Consider the following 11,527-nt stretch of genomic DNA (forward strand, 5'->3'; position numbering starts at 1 on the left):
CCAGTTTGCAGTGATGTTGGATGGGCCGGCCTCTTCGCGAGCAGGCTCGCTCCCACAGGAGATCTTGGGGGTTCATGGGGCTTGTGTTCACTGCGACCCATTGTGGGAGCGAGCCTGCTCGCGATAGCGGTAGCACAGCTACTTGGATGCTGAGTGCATATCCTGCTGTTGCTCTGCCTTTGACTTTGATCTGTGGCGCCCCGTACCCACCACCGGCCATTGCACCGACACACGTCGACCCAAACCAGCCTCGCTTGTCCCCATTTCCCGCGACAGACGCCGACACAAAGTCGGTGCTGAAATGCGCGAGCTGCGAAATGCACAGGTACCGCAAACGATGCCGTGGGTCGCAGTGACGTCTCGAGCACATCGGTTTGCGCAACTCGCAACACGGTGTGCCTGGCATTTAACAGGAGCGTTAGTCATGCCGATTAAGAACACTGGCGGATCGGTCAACCCCGCGCCAGCCCCCCTCACGCACGGTGCATTCCTGCATGAAACATTCGTCGCCCGGGCCCGTGAATTCCCTGAGCGAACCGCGGTGTCCGACGCCTCTCGCTCATTGAGCTACGCGCAACTCGACACTGTCTCGTCGCAACTGGCGGCCCGGCTTCGCCAGGAAGGCGTCCGGGACGGCATGCTGGTGGGGATGTGCCTGCCACGTGGCGTCGACCTGGTCATCAGCCTGCTGGGCATTCTCAAGGCCGGCGGCGCCTACGTCCCGGTCGATCCGCAATACCCGGGCAAGCGGGTCGAACACATCGTGCGCGACAGCGGCCTGGGCCTGATGATCGGGGAACTCGCCGACCTGCCGCAAAGCGCGTCCGTGCGCGTCCTGTCCCTGGCCGAGCTGCTGGCCGGCCCGGCCCTGCAACCGCTGCCCGCCGCCGACCAGCGCAACCCCGACGAGGCCGCGGCCTACGTCATCTACACCTCCGGCTCCACCGGTGAGCCCAAGGGCGTATTGGTGGCGCACGGTAACGTCAGTCGCCTGCTGGAAAGCACCCAACGCTCGTTCGCCTTCACCGAAAACGACGTCTGGTCGATGTTCCACTCCATCGGTTTCGACTTTTCGGTATGGGAAATCTGGGGCGCCCTCGCCCACGGTGGCCACGTTGCCGTGGTGCCCTACGATGTGTCGCGCTCGCCAAGTGGCACGCGTCAATGGCTGGCCGACCAGGGCGTCACCGTGCTGAGCCAGACGCCATCGGCGTTCCGTGGCCTGGATGAAGCGGACCGTTCTGCCAGTGCGCCATTGGCCCTGCGTTATGTGGTGTTCGGCGGCGAGGCGCTGCCCGCCACGGTGCTGCGACCGTGGGTCGAACGCCATGGCGACCAGACGCCAGCCTTGATCAACATGTACGGCATCACCGAAGCCACCGTCCACACCACCTTCAAACGGGTGCTCGGCCAGGACCTGGAAAGCGCCGCCATGGTGTCCATCGGTGCACCATTGGATGGCTGGCGCCTGCACCTGCTCGACGCCGATCAACAGCCGGTGCCTCAAGGCAATGCCGGTGAGCTGTACATTGAAGGTGCCGGTGTAGCGCTGGGCTACCTGAATCGTCCCGCCCTGAACGCAGCGCGCTTCGTCCAGTTGCCGGGTACATCAGGCCCTGCCTATCGCACAGGCGACCTGCTGGTGCTGGGCGACGATGGCGAATACCGCTACGCCGGTCGTTGCGACGAACAACTTAAAATCCGCGGATTCCGCATCGAGCCGGGCGAAGTCGAAGCGTGCCTGCAAGCCAGCGCCGCCGTAGCCGCTGCCCATGTGGCCGGCCACGATTACGGCGATGGCGACTGGCGCCTGGTGACCTATGTGGTACCGACCCATGGCGTGACGGCCTGGACCGAACAGGTCCGCAGCGAAGTGGCCGCACAGGTGGCCGCGAGCCTGCCGGACTACATGCGCCCTTCGGCCTACATCCCACTGGCGGCATTGCCGGTCACCGACCACGGCAAGATCGACAAGAGCCGCCTGCCCTCGCCCGACTCGATCCCATCGACCGAGCTCCACGCCAGCGAGCCGAACCTCACTGAACAAGAGCAGTTCGTGCTCAAGGTCTGGTCGGACGACATCGGCCTGAAGAACATCGGCCTGAACGATGACTTCTTCGATTTCGGCGGCACCTCCCTGGCCCTGATCCGCTCGTTGAGCACGCTCAAGGCCCATTACCGGGTCAACCTCGACCCAGGTGTGCTGGCCGATGGCGCCACCGCCAAAGTGTTGGCCGGCTGTATCCAGCGTTCCCTTGTTCAAGCCCATTGATCGAAAAGGAAAAGCCCATGAGCAAAAAATTCGCCTTGACCCCGGAAGAACGTGCGGCGTTTGAAAAGAACGGTTTCATCGGACCATTCGACGCCTATTCGCCAGAAGAAATGAAAGAGACCTGGAAGCGCACCCGCCTGCGTTTGCTCGACCGCAGTGCCGCGGCCTACCAGGATCTGGATGCGATCTCCGGCGGCACCAACATTGCCAATTACGATCGCCACCTGGACGACGAATTCCTCGCCAGCCACATCTGCCGTCCGCAAATCTGCGACCGCGTCGAAAGTATCCTCGGCCCGGACGTACTGTGCTGGCGCACCGAGTTTTTCCCGAAATACCCTGGCGACGAAGGCACCGACTGGCACCAGGCCGACACCTTCGCCAACGCCTCGGGCAAGCCGCAGATCCTTTGGCCGGAAAACGAAGACTTCGGCGGCACCATCACCGTCTGGACCGCCTTCACCGACGCCAACATCGCCAACGGTTGCCTGCAATTCATCCCCGGCACCCAGAACAGCATGAACTACGACGAAACCAAGCGCATGGCCTACGACCCCGATGCCAACAACAGCTCGGTGGTCAAGGACGGCGTGCGGCGCGGTTTCTTCGGCTATGACTATCGCCAGCTGCAGATCGACGAGAACTGGAAGCCCGACGAAGCCTCCGCCGTGCCCATGCAGATGAAGGCCGGCCAATTCATCATTTTCTGGTCGACGCTGATGCACGCCTCCTACCCCCACAGCGGTGAATCCCAGGACATGCGCATGGGCTTCGCCTCGCGTTATGTGCCGTCGTTCGTGAAGATCTACCCCGACTCCGACCACATCGAGGAATACGGTGGACGGATCAGCCTTGAAAAATACGGCGCGGTCCAAGTCATCGGCGACACGACACCTGAATACAATCGCCTTGTCACCCATACTACCCGAGGCAAGAAATTCGAAGCCGTCTGACCTTTTCACTGCCACATGACAGTTGGCATGCGCAACGTGCCTGACAGGAGTCCCCAATCCATGACTATTTCCACCGACGCAGCGACGCGCCTGTGCGAGACCGTGAGGATGCTTAGGCACCTTGCCATCCATTTGCCCGATCCGATCTGCCTGAGCTTTCTGGCCCAGGGCAGTGACGTGGCGCCCGACCAGGCTTGCTCCAGCGTGAGAGCCACGGAACGGGCGGTTAGCACCGCGTTCGCCAGGATCGGCGTCAAAGCCGTGCAGTACGTGCATGACGGCGAGGCGCAACTGTCGTCTTTCGAGATGTTCATCAGCAAGAAAATCTGCCAGGCCCTCGAGTTTGCCTATGATCACTTCGACGACGTCGACAGTGCCAAGGACTTCGGGCGCCTGGTCAGACACTTCGATTTCAGCGGTGCCGTGCCCGAGGTCGAGACACTGCACCTGATTACTCGCGACAACGTGGCGCTGTCGGTGCATGCCAGCACCGAGCGAGACCGCCCGGCCATCGTCCTGGCCCTGCCCTGCGGCATGCCATTCGATCTGTGCCGCGACTGGTTCAATGCGCTGAGCGAAAGATTTTTCGTGGTCACCTGGGAAACCCGCGGGCTGTTCGGTTCATGCACTTCGTTCGACCAGTTGTCCGTGGACACTGACGCCCAGGTGGGCGATCTGATCAATGTGATGAACCACTATGGCCTGGACAGCGCGCACCTGATGGGCATTTGCGGTGGCGCGGTGATCGCCCTCAGCGCGGCGGCCACCCACACCGATCGGGTCAATTCCCTGAGCCTGTGGCACGGCGATTACAACCTGGGGGACGACAGCCTGCGCACCGCCCACCAGCAGAACTTCGAATGGCTGATGGAATCGGCCGCCGTGGACCGCAACGAAGCCAGTGACTTGCAGGCGTTATTCCTGGACCAGGCCACCCTGGCGACCATTCCGGACTCCATTGCCCACGCGGCGCTTTATCCCTACGTCAACGAAGAGCTGTTCTACCGCTATGCGCGACTCAACGATGCGTTGAACAAGACTGAGTTGAAGTCGCGGCTGGAACAGATCACGGTGCCTACCCTGGTCGTCGCTGGCGACTGCGATGAAACCACTCACCTGGGTGGCTCCAAGCACATTGCCGCGTCCATCAGCGACGCCTTGCTGCATGTGGAGCGCAATGGCAGTCATCTGGCGTTCTTCGAGTCGACCCAGGTTTCGAAGCAGACGGCTTTTCGTTTTCTGGAGTCGACGGTGGGCTCGGCTCATCTGGCGTGAGGCGAGTCCTGTGGGATTGGTGGCTTCTCGCATTTCGGTCTGTGTGTATATCCATTGCTGCGGTATTGGTAGGCCTGTGTGGGAGCTTGCTCGCGAAGGCGGAATGTCAGTCAATGAAGATGTTGGATATGCCGGCCCCTTCGCGAGCAAGCCCGCTCCCACAGGGGGCTGGGTGTACATGAATTTTTGTGCCTACCGAAAATCCAGCGTGGGAGCAAAGCTTGCTCGCGATAGCCGTGGCTCGGTCAATGACGATATTGGATATGCCGGCCTCTTCGCGAGCAGGCTCGCTCCCACAGGGGGACTGGGTGCGCATGAGTTATGTGGCTGCTGCTGAAGATCCAGTGTGGGAGCGGGCTTGCTCGCGAAGGCGGAATGTCAGTCAATGAAGAGGTTGGATATGCCGGCCTCTTCGCGAGCAAGCTCGCTCCCACAGGCCTATGGATAACCATCAATCCCGTGGGCACCGCAAGCGAGCTCGGTCCGTATCAAGCCACCATATGTTTCTCACGATGAAACTCAAGATACAACACCGTCCGGTGAGCCCTGGACGCATTCACCGCAAAGTGGTCCAGCGACCCATCAAAGATCACCAGGTTGCCATTGGTGCTCTGGTTAAAGCTCCCGTTGACGTTGAGGTAGGCATAGTTCTGCGTAGTAGGCGCATCGATGGTCAATTGCATATGCAGCAGCCCCTCCTCCCAAGTGCCGGTATGAGAGTGAGTACCGAGGAACACATTGGGCTCCATGCGCAACAAGGCGCAGAGCTTGATGCCAGGAATCTTGCTCAGCAGCTCGATAGTCCCGGGCATGGCGTCGCGGGCGTAGGGGATCGGGGTGTCGTAGGCCACCAGGCCGTACTGGGTCCACTCCGGCATGATATCCATGTCGTCACCCCACCCCCAGAGCCAGCCGTACTCTCCTCCCGCCGCCATGTGTGCATCGATCTCCTCGACGATTTCGGCGATCTGCTTGCCCACGCGGTTGATCGTCAGGGTCGGCGCATTGAGGGCCAGAAATTCCTCGCGGATCACTTCCCAGTTGTCGGCCAGGTTCTTCAGTTGCGGAAAACGGCTGGGATCATAAAACGACGGGCGCATAGGTACTCCTTTTATTGAGGTTGTCGATTCCGCTGGCAATGCCAGATTGTCCTGTCCGCCGGATGCCTTGGGGCGTAGCAGGAGAGCCTGCCAAGGGTGACCCACCGGGCGCGGCCTGTCTGTCACGGGAATCAGGTACACCGGGGCCGACTGGCATTACAGGGGCTCGGCCTGGGGGTTCTCGATCATTCGCGCGACAGTCGTCGGCACTGGCGGTTCGTCCAGTCGACGCATCGGCCCGTAGAGCAAGACGCTCAACGGCAGCAGCGCGAACAACCCGCCGGCCACCACGAACAGCAGCCCCACGCCGCGCCCCGGGCCCACGCCCAGCCAACGTCCAATCGAATCGGCGTAAAGCCCCCCGGGTACCAACGCCGGCTGAAACCAGTGGTCCACCAGGAAACCGCCGACGATCACCGCCAGGCTGGTGGTGGCGATGGTCAACATACTGATCAAGGCAAACACACTGGCGCGGCTGTCGCTGGGAATCCTGCGCATCCACAACGAGTTCACGCTGGCGTCGGCGATGCTCGCCATGGTGATTGCGACAAAGGCCAGCGCGCAGTAGGCGAAAACCTGCGAGACCAGCCCCAAGGCGACGACACAAGCCGCCAGCAACAGATCGGCCACCGCCACCAACGCCATCAAACGGCGTGGGTTGCCCATGGAGATCAGCAGCCCCGCGCCAGCCAGGCCACCCAGGGCCGCCCAGGTGTAGGCCATCCCCAACGCCTGGCTGCCCAGGGTCGACAGCAGCAACGGCGTCATCATCAGCGTGGCCAGTGACAACAGCGCCGTGCGCATCATGGTGTAGATCAGCAACCCGGCCATCAGCCGCTCGGCGACAAAGAACTTCAGCGCGGCGGCGACATTCCCCAGCGCCCCGCCGAACACCGTGCCTTTGGGCGCGCTGTCCTGGCGCCCCGGCGCGCCTCGCACATGGGAGAACGCCTTGATCACCAGCAAGGTGCCGGAGCAGAAGGTCATCAGGTCCACCGCCAGGATCGTCACCAGCCCGGCACTGGCCATGATCGCCCCCGCAAGCAGCGGTGCCACCAGGGCCGAAGCGTTCTTGCTGATGCTGATCAACCCCGAGGCCCGGGTGAACTTGTCAGGGGCGACAATCGTACTGACAGCCGCTTGATAGGCGGGCTTGCGAAAGGCGCCAACAATCGACGCCAGGCAATTGAAAACGTACAAGTGCAGCGGCTCCAGCCGTTCGAACCAGAGCAGCGCCATGACCCCCAGGAGCAGCACCGCCAGGGTCACGTCGCAACAGACAATGATCACCCGATGACTGATCCGGTCGGCCAGCCCACCTGCCAAGGGCAAGAACAACACGGCCGGCAGTGTCGCCGCCAGTACCACGTTGGCGAACGCCACCGCCGAGCCGGTATGGTTGTACACCCAGACGCCCAGGGCGAATTCCATCAGCGCCGTGCCCACCACCGCCAGCGACTCGCCGCACCAGAGGAAATAGAAACCGCGCCCCAAATCGAAACCCCGGCGGCCGCTCCCTACGCTCATGGGCGCACATCGCGAGGCGTGACGGCACCGATGAATTTGTCCAACAGCCGATAGGCCAGGGAATAGAGCACCGCGCCAAATACCAACGGCGCAAAACGGGAGAATAGATAAGTGCGCAACACCCGCCTGGCGATGGGCGAGCTGATGTTGCCGCTGACATGCAAAGGCGTCGGGAACGTCGCCGCGACGGTCGCGCCGAATTCATCATCCAGCGATTGCACCGCGTGCCACCAGTAGACCGGGATGTACAACGCATCCCCCGGCTCCACCACCGTGCGCAGCGCCCGCAAGGTTAGCGTCCCCGGGAAGCGCCCGGTGTCGATGTCGTACAGGTAGCCCGCTTGCTCGATCACCGGGCGCAAGGCTCGCCAACTGGCTTCGTCTGGCGGTAACAGCAACACTTCCTTGGCGCCGACGACCTGGGCCATGAAGGTTTCGTCGACGACATGGAAGTGCCAATCGGTATAGGAATTGCGGTACAGGAAGCTGCGATGGGGCGGATAGTGCCGGGACTTGCCCAACTGCGGCATGAACGGCAATCCACCGACATCTTCCTTCATCTGTTCGATGGCCGAGCCTTCGGAGAACCGGCAACTGTCGGCCACCAACGGCGAATCACCCACGCTCAGGTCGTCGAGGAACTGGTGGAACGGCACCTCCCGGTAGACCGTCTTGGCGTATTCGGTCAATTCGGCCTTGACCTGTGGATTGGACCAGCCGATGACCTCGGAAACAATCTGCGAGCGCACCACCACCGCACTGTTGCGCGAATGCGCCTTGAGGTAGTCCAGGCGCTGCCATTTATGGAAAGCCGGCCAATGCCGTACCGCATTCTTGACCAGGCAGGGACGGTTGCGATTGACGTAGCGGCGAGTGAATTCCTCTTTGGAAATCGCCAGCGCATCGATCACTTCGACGGCGCCCGCCTGCGGGTGATTGGGGAAGCGGGACAAGCTCCAGAACTTCGTCGCTGGGTGATCCGATTCGGCGGTTAATGGCATTTTCGACCCTCGCAAGCACACACTCAGGGCCGTTGGTATAACAGACTCGCACGACCACGCCCAAGCACCGCAAAGCCCCGTTCCGCGCTGTTGTCCCTGCTTCCCATGACAGACATCCCAAGGCGGATGCTCTAGTTTTTTCTCACTTTGTGAAGGGATATCAGGCGCAGCCGAACGGCAGGACGGGGACTCTCGAAGGCTCGCAACGCAGCCCTCGCCACGCCGTCACCTCCAGCGCTTTGCGCCGCCTGCGATGTCCTTCTCCACGGCTATTGATTCCGCCGACTGGCAGTCGTCCAGGTCTCCACCACTGCCATTCGAACGGAGAAAAACCTCAATTGATTCTGCAAGCAGGTGCTCCGAAATGGATTCGTCGACCGATATGTTTCCTACCCAAGACTCCGCGTCCCACGAGCTGGCTTCCGTCCAGCAGGGTATCTGGCTGGATCAGCTCGCACACCCGGACCTGCCCTACTACAACATCGGCATGTCCCTGGAGATCAAGGGCGAGATCGACATTGCACTGTTCGAGAAAGCCATCGAGCTGGTCGCCAACCGTCACGACACCCTGCGCCTGAGCTTCAGCCATGAAGGCGGCACCGGCCGCCAACGCGTCCTGCCCGAGGTCAAGGTGAACCTGGAGGTGGTGGAGTTCTCCGAGGCCGACGCCGACGCCGGCCTGGCCATGGACTATCTGCGCAACGCCTTTCGCCAACCCTTTGAATCGTTGACGGGCCAGCTCTGGGACGCACGCATGGTCCGTTGCGGTCCGAACCGCCATTACTGGCTCGCCCGCTATCATCACTTGGTCACCGACGGCATTGGCGTGGCCCTGATCGGCCATGCCGTGGGTTCAGCCTACAACGCGCTGCTGGCCGGCAACGATGAAGTCGCCCAAGGACATTCCTACCTGTCGTTCCTGGAAGACGACCGGGCTTACCTCGCCTCGTCCCGCTATGAGCGCGACCGCCAGTTCTGGCAGGACACCTACGCCCAGATGCCGCCATCGCTGCTGCAACGCCGGGCCGATTTCAAGACCGGCCAGGCCAATGAATTGGCGCCCAGCGCCCAGGTCCAGGCGATGCTGCCGCGGGCGCTGTACAACGCGTTGACCCAATTTGCCAGCGAACGCAGCCTCTCGGTCGCTCATGTGCTGATCAGCGTGGTCGCCACTTATTTCTGCCGCACGGTCGGCGTCGATGAAATCGTCATCGGCATGCCCGTGCATAACCGGACCACGGCCCGGGCGAAAGAAACCGCAGGCATGTTTTCCTCGGTCAGCCCGATCCGCCTGCCCGTCGACTTCGACGCCTCGCTGCTGGACCTGATGCACGCCGCTGGCGGGCAATTGCGCCGCTGCTACCGTCACCAGCGTTTCCCCATCGCCGAACTCAATCGCACCCTGCGCCTGGCCCAGACCGGGCGTCGACAACTGTTCGACGTGTCACTGTCGTTCGAAAGCCTGGACGGCGACGATCAGTTTGGCGGCACCTCGTCCACGGTCATCACCATGGACAACGGCTACGAGCAGACGCCCATGGCGATCTTCGTGCGCGACTACCATCCGTTCGAAGACGTCCACCTGGATTTCAACTTCAACACCGCCTACTTCAACCTGGAAGAGGCCCGGTACCTGCAACAACGCATCGTCTCGATGCTCGAGGCGGTGCTGGAGCAACATGACACCCCCGTGGGGCATTACCCGCTCATGAGCGAGGCTGAGCGGCAACGCCTGCTGGTGGAATTCAACGCCACGGCCCGGGAATATCCACGGGACGTGTTGATCCACCAGTTGTTCGAACAGCAAGCCCAGCAGCGTCCCCACGCCTGCGCCGTACGCGGCGATGCCGGGCCGTTGCTCAGCTATGAACAACTCAACCGCCAGGCCAATCGGCTGGCCCATCGCCTGATCGCCCTGGGCGTGAAACCGGACGACCGAGTCGCCGTGAGCCTGCGGCGTGGACCGGAAATGGTCATTGCCCTGCTGGGGACGCTCAAGGCCGGGGCCGCCTACGTGCCCATCGATCCGGACCTGCCGAGCGCCCGTCAGGCGTTCATGCTCGACGACAGCAGCCCCCGGGCCGTGCTGACCAGCCAGGCGCTGCAAGACCAGTTGCCAGCGTCGAATGCGACGCTGCTGGCCCTCGATGACCCCGCACACCTGGCCGCTCAACCCGAACACAACCCGGACCCGCGCGCCCTCGGCCTGGCCCCCGCTCACCTGGCCTACGTGCTCTACACCTCCGGCTCCACCGGTACCCCCAAAGGGGTGATGAATGAACACCTCGGCGTGGTCAACCGCCTGTTATGGGCCCGGGACGAATACCGTGTCGATGCCAACGACCGGGTGCTGCAAAAGACCCCGTTCGGTTTCGACGTGTCGGTCTGGGAGTTTTTCCTGCCGCTGCTGGCCGGCGCCGAGCTGGTCATGGCGCGCCCAGGCGGCCATCAGGAGCCGGACTACCTGGCCCGGCTGATGCGCCAGGCCGGCATCACGCTGCTGCACTTTGTGCCGTCGATGCTCGACCTGTTCCTTGAACACCACGACGGACAGGCCTTCCCTGAACTGCGGCGCGTGCTGTGCAGCGGCGAAGCCCTGCCCCGCAGCCTGCAACGGCGTTTCGAACAGCAGTTACAAGCGGTCGAACTGCATAACCTCTACGGCCCGACCGAGGCGGCCATCGACGTGACGGCCTGGCAGTGCCGCGCCAGTGACCCCGGCGAAAGCGTGCCCATCGGCCGGCCGATCGCCAACATTCAAATGCACGTGCTCGATGGCCGTGGCGCACCACAACCCTTGGGCGTCTCGGGAGAAATCCACATTGGTGGTATCGGCGTGGCCAGGGGTTACCTGAACCAACCGCAATTGAGCGCCGAACGCTTTATCGCCGACCCGTTCAGCACGGAGCCGAACGCGCGCCTGTACAAGACCGGCGACCTTGGCCGCTGGCTCGCCAACGGTGCCCTGGAGTATCTGGGCCGCAATGACTTCCAGGTGAAGATCCGTGGCTTGCGCATCGAGATCGGCGAAGTCGAAGCAGCCCTGGCGTTGTGCCCGGGTGTTCGCGAGGTGGTGGTCATTGCCCGGGACGACTTTCCAGGGCAGCCGGACAGCAAGCGTCTGGTCGCCTATGTCTGCGGCGAACCGATCCCGGCCGAACAACTGCGTAGCGCCTTGCTCAAGCACCTGCCCGAATACATGGTGCCCAGCGCCTTCGTCCACCTCGATGCCTTGCCCCTGACCGCCAACGGCAAGCTCGATCGCCGCGCCCTGCCAGCCCCCGGCCTGGAATCCCTCGCCAGCAAAACCTACGAAGCGCCCCTGGGCGACACCGAAATCGCCCTCGCCGGTATCTGGAAAGACCTGCTGCAACTGGATCAGGTCGGCCGCCACGACGG

The 11,527-nt window shown here is 62.6% G+C and carries 7 protein-coding genes; 4 read left to right on the forward strand and 3 right to left on the reverse strand.

Translation table 11 applies throughout. The features are described 5' to 3' along the window. Window positions 1-424 precede the first annotated feature (424 nt). Genes syrB1 through syrC form a run of 3 tightly spaced genes read left to right on the forward strand, consistent with a single transcriptional unit; the run spans window position 425 to window position 4,500 of the window. A complete protein-coding gene (gene syrB1 / locus HU767_RS27985) occupies window positions 425-2,272 on the forward strand; it encodes a syringomycin E biosynthesis L-threonine--[L-threonyl-carrier protein] ligase SyrB1 (protein WP_186731052.1) in 1,848 nt (615 codons plus the stop codon). Window positions 2,273-2,289: 17 nt separating this feature from the next. Beyond that, window positions 2,290-3,225 (forward strand): syringomycin E biosynthesis L-threonyl-[L-threonyl-carrier protein] 4-chlorinase SyrB2, encoded by a 936-nt coding sequence (gene syrB2 / locus HU767_RS27990; protein ID WP_186710746.1) that lies wholly within the window; start codon window positions 2,290-2,292, stop codon window positions 3,223-3,225. Window positions 3,226-3,285: 60 nt separating this feature from the next. After that, the gene (syrC, locus tag HU767_RS27995) at window positions 3,286-4,500 is read left to right on the forward strand and encodes a syringomycin E biosynthesis aminoacyltransferase SyrC (RefSeq protein ID WP_186731053.1); all 1,215 of its coding nucleotides are present in this window, start codon (window positions 3,286-3,288) and stop codon (window positions 4,498-4,500) included. A 488-nt stretch (window positions 4,501-4,988) separates the two neighbouring features. Here the strand turns inward: syrC and HU767_RS28000 are convergent, their stop codons facing one another. From HU767_RS28000 to HU767_RS28010, 3 genes are all read right to left on the reverse strand, one after another. Further along, on the reverse strand, window positions 4,989-5,600 hold the full coding sequence (locus HU767_RS28000) for an aspartyl/asparaginyl beta-hydroxylase domain-containing protein (protein WP_072412270.1): 612 nt from the start codon (window positions 5,598-5,600) through the stop codon (window positions 4,989-4,991). 156 nt (window positions 5,601-5,756) lie between these two features. Further along, window positions 5,757-7,127, reverse strand: coding sequence for an MFS transporter (locus HU767_RS28005; RefSeq protein WP_186731054.1), 1,371 nt, complete (start codon window positions 7,125-7,127; stop codon window positions 5,757-5,759). Continuing rightward, window positions 7,124-8,128 carry a cupin-like domain-containing protein gene (locus HU767_RS28010; RefSeq protein WP_186731055.1) on the reverse strand — a complete coding sequence of 335 codons (1,005 nt, stop codon included), beginning with the start codon at window positions 8,126-8,128 and terminating at the stop codon, window positions 7,124-7,126. The genes HU767_RS28005 and HU767_RS28010 overlap by 4 nt, the downstream gene beginning before the upstream one ends. A gap of 364 nt (window positions 8,129-8,492) precedes the next feature. Here HU767_RS28010 and HU767_RS28015 point away from each other — a divergent pair. Further along, window positions 8,493-11,527: amino acid adenylation domain-containing protein (locus HU767_RS28015; protein ID WP_238349538.1), on the forward strand; the 3,035-nt coding region annotated here is incomplete at its 3' end.

The sequence above is a fragment of the Pseudomonas sp. SWRI179 genome (assembly GCF_014268705.1).
Lineage (GTDB): Bacteria > Pseudomonadota > Gammaproteobacteria > Pseudomonadales > Pseudomonadaceae > Aquipseudomonas > Aquipseudomonas zanjanensis.

Coding starts and splice junctions, on each gene's coding strand:
- syrB1 (WP_186731052.1), top strand. CDS start 425: ATGCCGATTAAGAACACTGGCGGATCGGTCAACCCCGCGCCAGCCCCC.
- syrB2 (WP_186710746.1), top strand. CDS start 2,290: ATGAGCAAAAAATTCGCCTTGACCCCGGAAGAACGTGCGGCGTTTGAA.
- syrC (WP_186731053.1), top strand. CDS start 3,286: ATGACTATTTCCACCGACGCAGCGACGCGCCTGTGCGAGACCGTGAGG.
- HU767_RS28000 (WP_072412270.1), bottom strand. CDS start 5,600: ATGCGCCCGTCGTTTTATGATCCCAGCCGTTTTCCGCAACTGAAGAAC.
- HU767_RS28005 (WP_186731054.1), bottom strand. CDS start 7,127: ATGAGCGTAGGGAGCGGCCGCCGGGGTTTCGATTTGGGGCGCGGTTTC.
- HU767_RS28010 (WP_186731055.1), bottom strand. CDS start 8,128: ATGCCATTAACCGCCGAATCGGATCACCCAGCGACGAAGTTCTGGAGC.